14 protein-coding genes and 1 pseudogene are annotated in these 15,648 nt (G+C 38.9%); 9 read left to right on the forward strand and 6 right to left on the reverse strand.

Annotated elements, in window-relative coordinates; all coding sequences use genetic code 11:
* Positions 1-217 (reverse strand): annotated as a pseudogene (locus AAC037_RS05605) (DUF4249 domain-containing protein); the annotation flags it as partial.
* Positions 218-221: 4 nt separating this feature from the next.
* Positions 222-2,636, reverse strand: coding sequence for a TonB-dependent receptor (locus AAC037_RS05610; protein WP_339902060.1), 2,415 nt, complete (start codon positions 2,634-2,636; stop codon positions 222-224).
* Between the two features lie 442 nt (positions 2,637-3,078).
* On the opposite strand from AAC037_RS05610, the gene AAC037_RS05615 reads away from it, so the two are divergent.
* From AAC037_RS05615 to AAC037_RS05655, 9 genes are all read left to right on the forward strand, one after another.
* Complete coding sequence (locus AAC037_RS05615) at positions 3,079-4,044, forward strand: VWA domain-containing protein (protein WP_339902061.1); 966 nt, start codon at positions 3,079-3,081, stop codon at positions 4,042-4,044.
* 89 nt (positions 4,045-4,133) lie between these two features.
* Positions 4,134-4,721 (forward strand): tetratricopeptide repeat protein, encoded by a 588-nt coding sequence (locus AAC037_RS05620; protein WP_339902062.1) that lies wholly within the window; start codon positions 4,134-4,136, stop codon positions 4,719-4,721.
* Entirely contained in the window at positions 4,705-5,343 is a 639-nt protein-coding gene (locus tag AAC037_RS05625) for a hypothetical protein (protein ID WP_339902063.1), read from the forward strand. The genes AAC037_RS05620 and AAC037_RS05625 overlap by 17 nt, the downstream gene beginning before the upstream one ends.
* A 15-nt stretch (positions 5,344-5,358) precedes the next feature.
* Entirely contained in the window at positions 5,359-6,558 is a 1,200-nt protein-coding gene (locus tag AAC037_RS05630) for an acetyl-CoA C-acyltransferase (protein WP_339902064.1), read from the forward strand.
* Positions 6,559-6,580: 22 nt separating this feature from the next.
* The gene (locus AAC037_RS05635; protein ID WP_339902065.1) at positions 6,581-7,381 is read left to right on the forward strand and encodes a toxin-antitoxin system YwqK family antitoxin; all 801 of its coding nucleotides are present in this window, start codon (positions 6,581-6,583) and stop codon (positions 7,379-7,381) included.
* A 133-nt stretch (positions 7,382-7,514) separates the two neighbouring features.
* The gene (locus AAC037_RS05640; RefSeq protein ID WP_339902066.1) at positions 7,515-8,450 is read left to right on the forward strand and encodes a phosphoribosylaminoimidazolesuccinocarboxamide synthase; all 936 of its coding nucleotides are present in this window, start codon (positions 7,515-7,517) and stop codon (positions 8,448-8,450) included.
* Between the two features lie 123 nt (positions 8,451-8,573).
* Positions 8,574-8,954 (forward strand): STAS domain-containing protein, encoded by a 381-nt coding sequence (locus tag AAC037_RS05645; RefSeq protein WP_339902067.1) that lies wholly within the window; start codon positions 8,574-8,576, stop codon positions 8,952-8,954.
* A 12-nt stretch (positions 8,955-8,966) separates the two neighbouring features.
* On the forward strand, positions 8,967-9,881 hold the full coding sequence (locus tag AAC037_RS05650) for a ribonuclease Z (protein ID WP_339902068.1): 915 nt from the start codon (positions 8,967-8,969) through the stop codon (positions 9,879-9,881).
* Positions 9,882-9,883: 2 nt separating this feature from the next.
* Positions 9,884-10,684: a queuosine precursor transporter gene (locus AAC037_RS05655; protein ID WP_339902069.1), complete on the forward strand. Its 801-nt coding sequence runs from the start codon at positions 9,884-9,886 to the stop codon at positions 10,682-10,684.
* Between the two features lie 139 nt (positions 10,685-10,823).
* On the opposite strand, the gene AAC037_RS05660 is transcribed toward AAC037_RS05655, so the two are convergent.
* From AAC037_RS05660 to AAC037_RS05675, 4 genes are all read right to left on the reverse strand, one after another.
* Entirely contained in the window at positions 10,824-11,813 is a 990-nt protein-coding gene (locus AAC037_RS05660) for a bile acid:sodium symporter family protein (protein ID WP_339902070.1), read from the reverse strand.
* 67 nt (positions 11,814-11,880) lie between these two features.
* Entirely contained in the window at positions 11,881-12,894 is a 1,014-nt protein-coding gene (locus AAC037_RS05665; protein ID WP_339902071.1) for a zinc-binding alcohol dehydrogenase family protein, read from the reverse strand.
* A 65-nt stretch (positions 12,895-12,959) separates the two neighbouring features.
* Complete coding sequence (locus AAC037_RS05670; protein ID WP_339902072.1) at positions 12,960-14,666, reverse strand: sulfatase; 1,707 nt, start codon at positions 14,664-14,666, stop codon at positions 12,960-12,962.
* On the reverse strand, positions 14,656-15,648 hold a 993-nt coding region (locus tag AAC037_RS05675; protein ID WP_339902073.1), incomplete at its 5' end, for a sulfatase-like hydrolase/transferase. The genes AAC037_RS05675 and AAC037_RS05670, both read right to left, overlap by 11 nt.

A 15,648-nucleotide genomic window follows, 5' to 3' on the forward strand; every position in this document is an offset into this window, starting at 1 on the left:
TGTCTATGATACTGACTGAAGCGCTACCCACAACTTCATTGGCCAAGGTGTCGAAATAATCTCTTGAATAAGAAATTTTCACATAGTTCTCCGCCCCATCATCTGTCCAGACAGCCTCGATTACCGGCACCTTTGTGACATTTCCTAAATCAAGTTGCACTTCCTCCTGACAGGATAAAAGAAAAATTAGGCCTATTATCATTCCAATATTTTTCATTTTTTTAAAAGGTAAAGTTATACGTTACTGAAGGTAATATTCCAAATAAATAGGTCATCACAACTCCAGGTCTCTGAGAAGTGACTGGCATTCCCTCACTGGAATCAAAATTAATATCGTTGTTTTCTATATCCCTAAACTCGTAAGAAAATGGGTTTTTCCTGCCGTATAGATTGTATACGCTAAAATTCCAACTTCCTTTCCACCATCGTCCTTTATCTTTATTCTTAAGCGTCAATGACAAGTCCATTCTGTGATAATCCGGAAAACGACTGTTGTTTCTATAAGCATCATACAGCGGAATCCTTTGATTGTCGACAACATAGGACCCCACTGGAAAGGTAACAGCAACTCCCGTAGTATAAAGGAAAGTTCCGGACAAGGAAAGGCGATCTGAAAGTTCATGAGTAAGCACCAAACTCACATCATGAGGCCTATCAAAACGAGGGTTATATGGAAGACCTTGATTGATCCCTTCTATTTGTCTGTAAACCCTTGACCAGGTATAACTCAGCCAACCGGTGGTTTTCCCAATGTTTTTCCTTAATAAAAACTCCAGTCCATATGCCCAACCATCGCCCGTTAATATCTCTGTCTCTACATTGTCCTTAAACAGCACATTGGCGTCTTGCTTGAGATCAATAACATTTCTAAAATCACGGTAATAACCTTCTAAAGATAGCTCCCACTGGTTTTCATTTAGGTTTTTAAAAAAACCTACCGAAACCTGATCGCTCCTTATGGGTTCAATGTATTTGCCCGCAGGAATCCATCGGTCTATGGGTAGCCCTGCAGAGGAATTGGAGGCTACCTGGATGTATTGTAAATTACGGTTAAAACTTCCTTTTAGCGCCAAATCATCAGAGATAAGATACCTTAAGGCTATCCTTGGCTCAAGGCCTTCATAAAATTTCATCCTTTCTCCAAAACTGTAATTCAAAGTATCGGAGACCACTCCACCTATGGTTGGATCATCATTTTCATAAAGGTAATTTACACCATCACCGATTTGTTGATAAACAGACCACCTAAGGCCTGCCTCCACACTAAGTTTATCTGTTAGTTCAGCATTACCGGCGATAAAAAAACTGTTTTGGAACCCAACCCTCGTACTTGATTCAAAAGGTTCTAAGCTTTCTGAATCGGTAAATTCCAGATCTACAGGAGCAAAATAATATAGCTGGCTGTGCAGCCCGAACTTTAGATCAATGTTTTCATTGGGGACATAGTTAAAAGTAGCCTTCCCTCCACTTTCTGAAAAATAGTTAGACCAATCAAACCCATTGTCTTCGTCGCTGACATTAATTTTATATTTATAAAAGCTATAATATGCCGTTACATCCAAAAACAGCCGGTCATTGATTTGTCTATCCCACTTGAATGAATTAATCCAATTGTTCCATCCCAGACCAAACTGTTTCGATAAACCGAGAAAATCACTGCCGTAGTAAGTTGAGAAAGTAAATTTATTCTTCTCTCCATTGCGCCACATTAACTTGCCGCTTAGATCATAAAAGTACAATTGATTTTCTCTGATGGACTCATTAGATGAAAAACCCAAAAAAACGTCTGCATAAGTTCTTCTGGCTGACACCAAAAATGAGGCGTCTTCAGAAAACAAAGGACCATCCAAAGTTATCCTGGAACTGATACTCCCTATTCCTCCTTCACCTCTTAATTTTTGGGTGTTTCCTTCTTTCAAAGAGATATCTACTAAAGAAGAGGCTCTTCCCCCAAAATTGGCAGGAATATTTCCTTTATACAATGTCACATCACTGATGGCATCAGGATTAAAAACAGAGAAGAAGCCAAAAAAATGAGAAGGATTGTAAATTGGTGCGCCATCAATTTGAATTAAATTTTGATCGGAAGAACCTCCCCTGACGAATAAACCGGTAGTTCCTTCTCCCGCAGTATTAACCCCCGGAAGAAGCTGAATACTTCTTAACAAATCCACTTCACCAAAAAGTGCCGGAATTCTTTTTAGTTCAGCACCTGAAATTTCATTTTTTCCAATGGCAGTACTTTTCACATTGTAATCTTGTCTACGCTCAGACACCACTACTTCAGACAAATTCATCTCTTCAGGACTGAGAAAAAATTTCATAGATTTCAACTCAGCTTTCTCATTGACAGGCCTACTTACTGATTCATAACCTAAAAATCTTATATTAAGCACATTGGGAAGCGAGTCAATTTCTATAGAAAAGAAACCATTTTCATCTGTAATCGTTCCCCTGCTAGGCTGGCTTGTCCAGAACACAGTTGCGCCAAGCAAAGGCTCTCCTGAACCATTGTCAAAAACTTGTCCGTTTAAGTTACCTGGGCTTTGGGCCAAAGATTCAAAGCCAGTGAATAAATTTACAGCAATAAAAATAACGATTATTAGCCTTAAAGGTAGCGGGTAGAAAAGGTTCATTATGTACTGTGAGATTAAAAGAAAATAGTCTGGAAATTGAACACCTTATGGAATTGTACTATTGATATTTCACCATAATTAAAACGATAAAAACTTTATGTTTTTATTATTGCTTAAGCAGGTTAGATTAAACATCCTAATAACCAGGTTTTGTTACATGATTAATTAAAGCTCAAAACTACTGGAAATTCTAATGCAATTAAAATATGGGATTAAGAATCATTGAATTAACGGTATCTCCACAAAATTGTTAAGTTTGTGATCGATAAATTAATGTATTACATGAAATATTAATTACTAGATAACATTTCAACCTTAAAACCAGCAAGTAAGACCTATCGTTTCTACCCTTGCAAAAAGCCAATGGCATGAAAATTTTGCCAAAAATCAATAATTCATCTTCATTCATTCCGTTTTAAGTTATAATGATTAATTTCAACTTATGATTTGGGCATATCCTGACAATAGTTTAATGGTAACACTGGTAGCAATATTCATTTTGCTATATGGGTTCTATCTTTACCGATTTTGGAAAATCAATCAGAAAATCACTGTTAAGAAGCGGCGATTGATATGGAAAATGATTTTACGAAGTTTGTATTTTTCCTTATTCCTTATCGCTTTAGCAGGGCCCTCCATTGGTAGTGCAATGAAAGAGATTAAACAGGAAGGCAAAGATATCTTCCTTGCCATAGACCTATCTAGGTCTATGAATGCGGAAGACATTAATCCCAGCAGGCTTCAAAGAGTTAAATTTGAATTGAAAAATTTGGTGAAAAACTTCAGCTCTGACAGGTTGGGAATCATTATTTTTTCCTCAGAGGCTTTTATTCAATGCCCTTTAACTTTTGATCAAAATGTAATACAACTGCACTTAGACGGCTTGAATAGCGGATTGGTTCCAAATTCAGGGACGGATATAGCTGCTCCACTAAAACTCGCTTTTAGCAAGTTTCAATCGGACGAGAGTCAAGAACCAAAATCGAAAGCCATAATATTAATAAGTGATGGAGAAGATTTTGGAGACGGTCTGGAACAAACACTAAATGACCTAAATGCGGACGGAATCAAAGTTTTCAGCATGGGAATAGGTACAGCCAATGGCAGTACAATTCCTCGTGGCAGCGGTGTGGTAATAGACCAATCAACCAATAGGCCTGCTATTTCAAGATTAACTTCAGACAATTTAAAAAAGATCGCCAGCGATACCGGCGGGGGTTACTTTGAGTTAAGCAGCGACCAAAATGACATCCCCCAGTTGATCGATGCAATCTCCAAACTGGAAGGCACCGTTATGGCCAGTAGAACTGTTGAGGCTTCCTCAAATAAATATTTCTACTTTCTTTTGGCAGCATTATTTCTTGCCATTATAGATGCTATACTGCCTGTCAGAACCTTATCATTTTAATTTAACAGAAAAAAATCAACACAATGGTTTCCAGATATATACTATGGATTTTACTTTTATTGCCGAGTGACTGGAAAAACATAGCGATTATGAATGAGGCTATTACCTCGGCGGCAACTGCGTTTAAAGAGGCTGACTATGAAAACTCAGTGAGGCAGCACCTTGCTTTAATTGATGAGCATGGGATGAACGAACCGGAAATTAAATTCAACCTGGCTTTAAGCTACCAAAACAATGGGCAGGATGAAGATGCAAAGAAAACCTATGAGGAGTTGTCCAATAATACTATTGGTGAAATCTCATCTTTTGCTTCTAACCAGCAAGGGGTAATGCTTGGAAATGAAAAAAAATACAAAGAGGCCTTGGCGCTCTTCAAAAAAGCTTTACTGAATGACCCTGGAAATGAAAAAGCCCGTTATAATTATGAGTTATTGAGTAGATGGTTGGATGGAAATGAAGAAAATCAGGAAAACGAAGAAGATCAAGAGCAAGAAGACAAACCGGAACCATCCAATTATGCAAAAAGGATGAAGGCACAAGCTGATGATCTAGTAAATAGATTTGAGTTTGAAGAGGCTATGAAAACGATGGAAAGCGCCTTGGAGATCGACGAAACAGTAGCTTCCTACCAAAAGTTTATGGATCACTTAAAGGATATCAATGAAATCAATCAATAAATATCAACTAATCGCACTTTTTGTAATCGTAATGATTCCTTTCATCGGAAAGGCTCAATCTCAAGATGATTACTTTAATAAAGCAGCGAAGCAATATGTAAATGATGACATCCAGGGCACCAGTCAATTACTGGCTGAGGGACTTGAAAAATACCCGGAGGATGCCAAGCTAAATGCGCTTTGGGAAAAGCTCAAAAATGACCAAGAGGATCAGGAGAAACAAGATCAAGAAAATCAAGACGAGCAAAACCAAGAGCAGCAAGAACAACAGGAACAAGATCAGCAAGAGCAACAGGACCAAGAAAGCCAGGAGCAAGAAAGTGGTGAAGGCGAAGAACAAACAGAGGAAGATGGTGCTGATGAGTCAGATGAGATGGAAGAACAGCGAGGAGAACAAACGGAAGAAAATGAAAATTCTGAGGAGCAAAGTGACATGGAAAGTGATCTAAGTGAGCGAGAAAAAGCCATGGAAGAACTGAAGCAAAGACTGGAGCAAATGAATATTACCCCTGAACAAGCAGCTCAGATATTGGACGCCATGAACAGCAATGAACTCCGGTATATACAACAAAACAGAAAGAAACCTACTCAACAACCGAAAAGAGGCCTTCCTGATTATTAAAATCGCTTAACCAAAATGAAAGAGGTATATATCGTAGCAGCTACAAGAACTCCCATCGGTGGATTTGGAGGGAAGTTATCTTCACTTTCAGCAAGTGAGTTGGGCGGTATTGCAATCAAATCGGTCTTGGAGAAGAGTGGTTTACAAAACCTCGAAGCCATAGACGAGGTATTGATGGGAAACGTACTTTCTGCAAACCTAGGTCAAGCTCCGGCAAGACAAGCGGCAATAAAAGCCGGACTCCCCAGTTCCATCCCATGCACCACAATTAATAAAGTTTGCGCTTCAGGCATGAAGGCAGTAATGCTGGGTGCTCAAGCCATAATGTGCGGCCAAGCAAACCTGGTAGTGGCCGGAGGAATGGAGAGCATGAGCAATGTCCCCTATTACCTACCCAAGGCTCGCTTTGGGTATAAATATGGGGATGGCAATTTGGTGGACGGCCTGCATAAAGATGGTCTACAGGAGGTTTATCACAACTTTCCAATGGGAAATTGTGCTGAAAACACCGCCAGCAAAATGAAAATAAGCCGTGAAGCTCAGGATAATTATGCTATTAAAAGCTATCAATTGGCAGCCCGGGCTTGGGAAAAAGGCTTGTTCGGAAATGAGGTAACCCCCATTACATTACCTGGCAGAGGGAATAGTTCAAATACCCTATCTGAAGACGAAGATTTCAGCAAGGTAAATTATGAGAAAATCCCTCAATTAAAACCGGTTTTTATGCCTGAGGGAACTGTTACTGCTGCCAATGCTTCTAATATAAGCGATGGTGCTTCTGCCGTATTACTGGTCGAAAAGAAAACTGCCTTAACTTTAAACCTACCTGTTGTTGGTAAAATCCTAGCTTTTGCCGATGCAGCAAGAGAGCCCTTGTGGTTTACCACAGCTCCTTCCTTGGCCATTCCTAAAGCTTTGAAAATCGCTGAACTCCAATTAAAAGACATTGACTATTTTGAAATCAATGAAGCTTTTTCTGCAGTCGCACTGGCCAATCGACAATTGCTCCAAATCCCTGAAAATAAATTGAATATTTATGGGGGAGCTGTGGCACTGGGACATCCATTGGGCTGTTCAGGAAGCCGAATCATCACTACTTTAGTATCTATTTTGCACCAAGAAGAGGGTAATTTAGGCGTGGCAGGGATTTGCAACGGCGGTGGTGGGGCTTCTGCCATTGTGATAGAAAAAACACAGGCAATAAATATTCGGTAGACTCACAAAGAAAATTGGAGATATGAAACTACTTACTTTTTACGCCCTGCTCCAAATTACTTGTTTCGCTGGTAAATCATTCGCCCAAGTTCACACTACCTATTATGATGCAGGAGAAACCATCCTAAAGGAAAAGTTTGAAACTACAGAGGGGGTGCCCAATGGCTCCTACATGTTATATGACCCGCAAGGCCATCTAATCCAAATAGGACAGTATGAAAATGGTAATCTCTCAGGAATATTTTATGATTTACATCCAATTAGTCAAGATACGCTAAAAACCACCCCCTATAAAAACAACCAACCACACGGCAGTGCAAGATCTTACTATCCAAATGGCAAGGTTTCGCAAATAGCTTCTTACCATGAGGGGCGAATTGAGGGGGAGATCATTAGTTATTTTCCATCAGGAAAATTAAAAAGCAAGACCTTATTTGAAAAAGGAAAACCACATGGGCCTCACACTACTTATTTTGAAAATGGAGCCATTCATGAGAAGCAATCCTTTAGGAATGGGGTTTTAGATGGAATTCAATCCGGATTCAATTCCACAGGTCAATTGACACATGAAAAAAATTACCAAAATGGAAGTTTACAAGGACTTTCTATCACCTATTTCCCCGATGGTATCAAGGCTACAGAAATAAATTATCAAAATGGCATCAAGCATGGGAGCTTTGTAAGCTATCATTCAAATGGTCAAATTTCTTTAGAAGGCCGTTATAAACGTGGTTTGAGAAATGGGAAATTCATTTGGAAAGACGTGTCCGGCATTATCACCAAAGAAAAAACTTATAAGGTTGGTAAGGAAGAAATCAAGTAAGCCTCTTGCTTCAAATTTACTGAGTTAATTTAGACTATCATGTAGGATTTAATACAGAGATTTTCAGGAACATTGAAAATTTAGAACAAGGATCAGATTATTTTCTATTTTTGTGTTTAAAATCAAAGGCACAATGAACCAAGGCATAAAAAATACACAATTCGAATTCCCGGGACAGCTTGACTTTTATAAAGGCAAAGTAAGGGATGTCTATATATTTGATCAAGTAATTGCGGTTGTTGCTACTGACAGGATATCAGCCTTTGATGTAGTTTTACCCAAGCCTATACCCTATAAAGGGCAAGTTCTTAACCAAATTGCTTCCTATTTTCTAGCATCTACGGCAGAGATTGTTCCCAACTGGGTCACTTCTACACCCGACCCAAATGTCACCATAGGTAAAAAATGTGTTCCCTTTAAAGTTGAAATGGTGATTAGGGGATACTTGGCAGGTCATGCATGGAGAGAGTATAGAGCAGGAAAACGCAGTATTTGCGGTGTAGCCCTTCCTGATGGTTTAAAAGAAAACGATCAACTTCCCACCCCTATCATTACCCCAACCACCAAAGCTGATCAAGGTCATGACGAGGACATTTCAAGAGAAAACATCCTGCGTGAAGGCATCGTCAGTGAAAAAGATTATTTGCAACTGGAACAGTATACAAGAGACTTGTTTCAGTCGGGAAGTGAAATGGCTCGGAGCAAAGGTTTGATCCTGGTGGACACCAAATATGAATTTGGTAAATTTGGAGATCAAATTCTTCTTATAGATGAGATACATACACCTGACTCTTCAAGGTACTTTTATCTGGAAGGCTATGAAAAACGTCAGCAAGAAGGATTGGAACAAAAACAATTGTCAAAGGAATTTGTAAGGCAGTGGCTGATTGAAAATGGCTTTCAGGGCAAGGATGGACAGGCCATCCCTGAAATGACTCCTGATATAGTTGAGTCCATTTCCAATCGGTATATTGAATTATATGAACATATCACCGGCAAGAAATTTCAGCCGGCGAACAGTAATGACACCTCAAAAAGAATAAAAGAAGCTATATTGGCAAATATTTAATTGAATGGATCCCTTTGGCCCCATCAGTTTTTGAATTAATTTTAAATCCATATCTAAAATATATGCATGAATGGAACATTTTTCTTTCACTCATGTTCAAAATAGGTAAATACATAAAGAATAATGAAATACGCTGTAGATAAAAAAGAACAATTTGTTGTTTTCACCTTATTGGAAGAAAAGCTTGACAGCACACTTTCTCCACAATTAAAATCTGAATTGCTTACCGTTCATGCTGAAGGGTACAAAAACTTAATTTTGAATATGGAAAGTGTAAAATATGCAGACTCTAGTGGGTTAAGTGCATTATTGGTTGGAAATAGAGCTTTCAATGAAGTAGGTGGAGTTTTTGTATTGTCCTCACTCCAAGAGCATGTAATTAAATTATTGAAAATTTCTATGCTTGATAAAGTTTTTAAAGTAGTGGATGACAATGAAGCAGCTGCAGAAGCTATTTTCATTCATGAAATAGAAAGTGGTAGCGAGAAAGACGAAGAAGAATAACCCTATACGCCTTTGGATTTTAACATCACCATTCTAGGTTCCAATTCAGCTATTCCTGCGCATGGACGCAACCAAACATCTCAATTGATTTCCTGGGATGGTGAATCTTTTTTGATTGATTGTGGAGAATCAACACAACAACAACTCAGAAGGTTTAAAATTAAATACTCCAAAATCAATCACATCTTTATTTCTCATCTTCATGGTGACCATTATTTGGGATTAATGGGATTGATCAATACCTACAGTCTCAACAACAGAAAGTTGCCTTTACACTTATATGGTCCTAAAGGACTGGATGAAATTATTACCATTCAACTCAAGTACTCCGCAAGTACGCTAAACTTTCCATTAATTTTCCATCCTACTGTTCCGCAGGGAAAGATAAAATTAGCGGAAATCAGAGACCTTACAATTTACTCTTATCCTTTGGAGCACAGAATACCCTGCACAGGATTTAGTTTTGAAGAAAAGAAAGAAAGGGTACACCTGAATAAGGAGATGATGGCAAAATATAAGCCTGAGATAGCAGCCATACACACCCTGCAAACCGGAAAAGATGTTCTTGACAAAGCTGGCAATGTGGTGTATAAAGCTGATGAATTCTGTGAGGTATCTTCTCCAAGAAAGTACAGTTACTGTTCCGACACTGCTTTTAATATAGACTTGGTTCCTCACATCAAAGGATCAGATTTACTTTATCATGAATCTACCTTTATGGAAGATGAAAAAAAACGAGCAAAAGCCACCAAGCATAGTACCGCCAAAGAAGCCGCTTTGATAGCCAAAGAAGCAAAGGTAAAGCAATTGCTATTGGGTCATTATTCAAGTAGGTATTCCAAATTAGACTTGCTACTGAAAGAAGCCAAAGAAATATTTGAAGAAAGTACATTAAGTGTAGAAGGCAATACTTATTCTATCAAATAAATATGAACATCGACGAGAAGGTTTATCAATCCAAAAAAACGAATTTATTTATAATTCTAGGAGGAGTCTTTCTCACCAATGCCATTTTAGCAGAAATTATTGGGGTTAAAATTTTTTCAGGGGAGCAAACTTTGGGCTTAAATCCCGTCAATTGGGCCTTTTTTGATGCGTACATTTTGGATTTTAACTTGACCGCAGGAGCGGTAATTTGGCCGGTGGTTTTTATCACCACTGATATTATCAATGAATACTTCGGAAAAAAAGGAGTACGTAAAATCAGCTTTATCACTGCTGCACTTATTGCCTATGTTTTTATAGTCATCTCCCTTGTCACCAAACTTCCTCCGGCAAATTTCTGGCTAGAGGTAAATCAAGTGGACAATCAAGGAAATCCTTTTAATATTGACTATGCCTTTAACACCATCTTTAGGCAAGGCTTAGGGATTATTATAGGTTCCCTTGTCGCCTTTTTAATTGGCCAGCTACTTGATGTCTATATTTTCCAGAAATTAAGACGCATAACCGGTGCAAAAATGATTTGGCTAAGGGCTACGGGTTCCACGCTGGTTTCTCAGTTTATTGACTCCTTTGTAGTGCTGGGTATTGCATTTTATGTGTTCGGAAATTGGTCCCTACAGCAGATCATAGCCGTAGGAATAATCAATTACATTTATAAGTTTTCTGTGGCCGTGGTGCTAACCCCTGTATTGTATGCAGGACATGGTTTAATCGATCGGTACCTGGGTAAAGAAATTGCTGAAAGATTAACCGCTGAAGCTTCAGGAGACCAATCGTTTACCTAAGCAAAAAGATTTTTTATCTCGCTTTGTGGTAATCTACTTCGGGATCTGGCGATTGATTATTTCCTATTCAATGGGTAGTGATACGAGCCTATAGGTTTCACCCTTTCTCACCATTAATAGTCAATAGAAAGCTTTCCGCTTAAACCTGCTCACTGGTTTGCTGATGTGCCAGCCTTTCTGCCAACGCACTGCCTAGAATTAGCTGTAAGGTATGGTACAACATCAAGGGCAGCAATACCACCCCAAAAATGGTGGGATCAGGAAATAAAATCTTACCCATGACTGCTCCTTGCACCAAGGATTTTTTAGACCCGCAAAATAAAACGGTAATTTTGTCAGCCCTATTGAATGAAAGCAACCTCCCCAATAGAAACATTCCTAAAGCCATAAAAATAAAAAAGAGCAGCATCCAAAGACCCAAGCTTAAAATATTTTGGCCTTCAAACATATTGCCGCCAAATGAATGAGAAAAAGCAGAAAATACAATCAATAGGATTACAAGTTGATCAAAATTTTTGAGTAGTTTACCGTAGGTCTGCACCCAGAAATAAAGCCTTTTATGAAGCATAAAACCTATCACCACAGGAATAAAAATTTGCTGTACCAGTGCCCAAACAGTATTGAAAATTTCAAAATCGGCATTTTCGGCACTAAGGAAAACCCCCATCCATAAGGGAGTAATCAATATGCCTACAATACTGGATATACTGGCATTAAATATTGCGGCTGGAAGATTCCCTCCTGCAATTGACACCATTACAACAGAGGAGGAAACAGTGGAGGGTAAGGCCGCCAAATAAAAGGTTCCTAGCCAAAACAAATTGCCTTCAATCCCAAAAAGGCCATAAAGCAATAATATCAATAAAGGGAAAACCAGAAAAGTGGTCCCTTGAATAAGCAGATGTAACTTCCAATTGGACAAGCCTAATTTTAAGGTGGCCGGGCTAATCTTTACACCATAAAAGAAAAAAATCAGAGACACCCCATAATAGGTCAACTTATCTATACTTAGGCCTCCCCTAGCTTCTCCCCAGCCGGGAAATAAGTAAGCCAATAATATGGTGCCCAGCAATAAAAAGAAAAAATTATTAATCCCGGCTTTAGCCAGTTGGGTTTTAAGTGAAGCCATGCCTATACAATAATGCAAATTTAAGTCCCCACAAATTAAGCAAAAGGTAACAAGTTTAAACCCACCATTAAAATACGATTACAGTTTTTCCAATGGATTTCCCTGATTCTTGAAGCCTGTGTGCCTTTTTAAAATTGTCCACACTAAACCCATTGAAAATAGTATTTAGTGTAGTTTTTAACAACCCTTGATCAATTAAACCGGCCAACTCATTAAGGATTTGCTGTTGCTTTAAAATATCTGAGGTGGTATACAGTGAACGAGTAAACATATATTCCCAAGAGAAGGTCACACTTTTTTCTTTCAGCAACATCAAGTTTAGTGGTTTTTCACTACCTGTAATGGTAACAATATGCCCTTGCGGCTTGACGATATCAACAAGCGTTTCCCAATATCCATTGATATCCACACAGTCGAGCACATAGTCCACTTCCTTGAAGCCAACTTGCTTTAAACTGGTTTTTAGTTCATGGTGATTTACCACATGGTCAGCTCCCATGGATTTGCACCAACGTTCAGTTTCATCACGAGAAGCAGTGGCGATCACTGTAAGCCCCGCTATTTGTTTTGCAATTTGAATGGCAATTGAGCCTACACCTCCGGCACCGGCAAGGATAAGGATGGACTTTCCATTGTCTGCCTTAGGATCCACCTTCATGCGGTCAAATATAGCCTCCCAGGCAGTCAGCCCGGTCAATGGTAATGCCACTGCCTCTGCTGCTGACAAGGTCTTCGGCTTTTTCCCTACAATTCGCTCATCCATCAATTGGTACATTGCATTGCTCCCACTCCTACTGATATCACCCGCATAATACACCTCATCCCCAACTTCAAAATGGCTTACCTTATCTCCTACCTCCACAACGGTTCCCAGTCCATCATAACCTAGGATCTTTGGACTGTCTAGGACTATATCTTTTGCCGCATTTTGTCTGACTTTAAAGTCTACCGGATTCACAGCTACTGCAGCAACTTCTACTAGTATATCAAATCCCGACGGGCTGGGTTTGTCAGTGTCAAACGCAATAAAACTTTCTTCTTCAGTAATTGGGAGCGATCTTCTAAATCCTATGGCCTTCATCTTCTTTCCTCTTTTTATATTTAACCGTTCACTATTCTTTTGTGGATAATCAGCTTTTCATAAAGCTAATCATTCCAATGCGTGTCGATTACCTTTTGGATATGAGGGTAATCTTTATCCGTCTCGTTTAATTCCTTCCTTAATTTTTTCAACTCTTGTTTCAATTCAGCTATGGTATCGGAATATGCGGGATCGCCATACAGATTATTCATTTCTTTAGGGTCTTTTTCTAAATCATAAAACTCCCAGGCGACCGGGGTATGGGTAGTAAAATCATTCCCCCAGCTGGCTTTATTCCAATTCGCATTGGGATCTTCTGTATCTACCCAATATTTCCCATAATAAAAAATCAATTTATAGCGTTTGGTCCTCACCCCAAAATGTGCAGGGTTTCCATGCCGATGAGCCAAATGCATCCAATACCTGTAATAAGTGGATTTTTGCCAATCTTCAGGTTCTTCATTTGTTTCCAGTATTTCCTTAAAACTATTGCCTTGCATATATTCAGGCTTTTCACCACCTGCCATTGCTATTAGCGTTGGAGCAAAATCCGTATTGTTTATAATTGCATCTGTTCTGGTATTTGCTTGAATTTTCTCAGGGTAACGAATAAAAAATGGCATTCTTAAAGATTCTTCATACATCCAGCGTTTGTCTATATAATCATGCTCCCCAAGCATAAAACCTTGATCACTGGTGTAAACAATAATCGTATTTTCTAACAATCCATTTTCTTTTAAATAAGCCAGAAAGCGCTTCATATTGTCATCTATTCCCTTGACACAGCGAAGGTATTTTTTCAAATAGCTTTGGTAAACTTTTGAAGTATAAGCCTTCTCATCCTCATCCATTTCCCATTTCACCAATTCACCGGGTAAAATATCCGCTGCATTTCTATAGTTTTTATGATTAGGCCCCTGCCAAATATTCATGGCCTGATTTCTTATCAAATTCCTATGTGAAACAGAAGAGCCTATGTATCTGGTCAAACTATCACCTTCACCCCTTGTCGCCACCGAACCTTTGTTTGCATTGTCATATAAACTTTCCGGTTCAGGAATAAAAACCTCTTCCAAATAATCCTCATACCTTGGGGCATTTTCAAAATCATCATGAGGCGCTTTGAAATGGTACATGAGGAAGAATGGCTTATCCACTTCTTTCTCTTTTTCAAACCAATCTATTACTTGGTCAGTGATAACATCGGAAGAATGCCCTTCATATTGCACTTCATTTGAAGGCCAAGGCTTCTCCCCTTGCACCCTAAAAGTAGGATCAAAATAAGTTCCCTGCTGTTCAAGAACTTTATAATAGTCAAATGATGCCGGTTCTTCTTTCAAGTGCCACTTTCCTATAATGGCTGTTTGATAGCCAAGTTTTTTTAACTCCAAAGGTAAATATTGTTTTTCAGGGGCAAGACTTCCCTCCAGGTCAATCTCTCCATTTGTTTGGGCACGCTGACCAGTTAAGACGGCAGCCCTACTGGGTACACAAATGGAATTATTGACAAAACAATTTTCAAATATCATACCCGATTTGGCCAAGCTATCCAAAGTAGGGCTGGGGTTTAAGCCTGCCAGCCTACTGCCATACACGCCAAATGCCTGACTGGTATGATCATCAGCCATTATGTATATAATATTTGGTCTGGGCCTCTCTTGAGATTGGTTATTGTTTTCTTTTCCGCATGAAATCAAGAACATCACTGCCCATAAAGAATTAATAAAGGCGAATTGCTTGAAAGTAGAAGTGACTGACCTATTAAATATCATAATCCGTTGCGTTTAAAACCAATGCATCATTTAATAGAATTTGTTTTTGCTGAAGTTCTGCAAATAAGGATTTAATTCTTTCTTGATATTCTGGCTGATCTGCTAAATCATTCATTTCAAAAGGGTCTTTTTTCATATCGAATAAAAGTATTTTTTTTGCCTTCGGATAGACAGTGAGCTTATAACCATCTTTTTTTATCATCCGTTGATTTTTCAAATAAGCCCCATAAATGTCTTCATAAATCTGCTCCTCATTTCCTTGAATTAGACCCAAAAGACTATTAAACTCCACATAATCCGGTTTTTCTACCCCCGCAATATCTAATATTGTGGCCATAGCATCTTGAATGTAGATGTCTTGTTCTAACCTTTGTCCTTTTGGTAGATTAGGTCCAGAAATAATAAAGGGTGCAGCCATGCTGTGGTCAAACATGGTTTGTTTCCCCATTAAGCCATGGCTCCCCATGGCTAAACCATGATCAGCTGTGAAAATTATATAGGTATTTTCCCGAAGGCCTTTTCTTTCCAGCTCATTTAATATTTCTCCTATCTGATGATCCATATGAGAAATGATGGCATAATATTCCTGAAGGTGCTTTTTAACGGAATAAGGCGTTCGGGGATAAGGTGCCAATGCTTCATCCCTTAATGCAGGACCATTTCCTATCTCCTCTTTAAAAGGATCTACAGGCATAAAGTTTTTAGGAATTTGTATATCATCCACAGCATAAAGATCTAAAAAGCTCCCTGGGGATTGTCTCGGGTCGTGAACAGCATTAAAAGCCAAATACATAAAAAATGGATTACTCGATTGAGAGGCACTGTCTAAAAAAGTGTAAGCATCATTTCTTAGTACCTCGCTCCAGTGCGTTCCTCCTTCCCAAAACCCACCAAAAGCCGGGTCGGAAGGCGACCAATTATCTTGGTCTTCACTGAGGGGTCTATTATAGCCTATTGGCATGATAGTATGTGGTTCAGCTCC

The organism is uncultured Cyclobacterium sp. (assembly GCF_963976465.1).
Classification (GTDB): Bacteria; Bacteroidota; Bacteroidia; order Cytophagales; family Cyclobacteriaceae; genus Cyclobacterium.

Coding starts and splice junctions, on each gene's coding strand:
- AAC037_RS05610 (WP_339902060.1), bottom strand. CDS start 2,636: ATGAACCTTTTCTACCCGCTACCTTTAAGGCTAATAATCGTTATTTTT.
- AAC037_RS05615 (WP_339902061.1), top strand. CDS start 3,079: ATGATTTGGGCATATCCTGACAATAGTTTAATGGTAACACTGGTAGCA.
- AAC037_RS05620 (WP_339902062.1), top strand. CDS start 4,134: ATGAATGAGGCTATTACCTCGGCGGCAACTGCGTTTAAAGAGGCTGAC.
- AAC037_RS05625 (WP_339902063.1), top strand. CDS start 4,705: ATGAAATCAATCAATAAATATCAACTAATCGCACTTTTTGTAATCGTA.
- AAC037_RS05630 (WP_339902064.1), top strand. CDS start 5,359: ATGAAAGAGGTATATATCGTAGCAGCTACAAGAACTCCCATCGGTGGA.
- AAC037_RS05635 (WP_339902065.1), top strand. CDS start 6,581: ATGAAACTACTTACTTTTTACGCCCTGCTCCAAATTACTTGTTTCGCT.
- AAC037_RS05640 (WP_339902066.1), top strand. CDS start 7,515: ATGAACCAAGGCATAAAAAATACACAATTCGAATTCCCGGGACAGCTT.
- AAC037_RS05645 (WP_339902067.1), top strand. CDS start 8,574: ATGAAATACGCTGTAGATAAAAAAGAACAATTTGTTGTTTTCACCTTA.
- AAC037_RS05655 (WP_339902069.1), top strand. CDS start 9,884: ATGAACATCGACGAGAAGGTTTATCAATCCAAAAAAACGAATTTATTT.
- AAC037_RS05660 (WP_339902070.1), bottom strand. CDS start 11,813: ATGGCTTCACTTAAAACCCAACTGGCTAAAGCCGGGATTAATAATTTT.
- AAC037_RS05665 (WP_339902071.1), bottom strand. CDS start 12,894: ATGAAGGCCATAGGATTTAGAAGATCGCTCCCAATTACTGAAGAAGAA.
- AAC037_RS05670 (WP_339902072.1), bottom strand. CDS start 14,666: ATGATATTTAATAGGTCAGTCACTTCTACTTTCAAGCAATTCGCCTTT.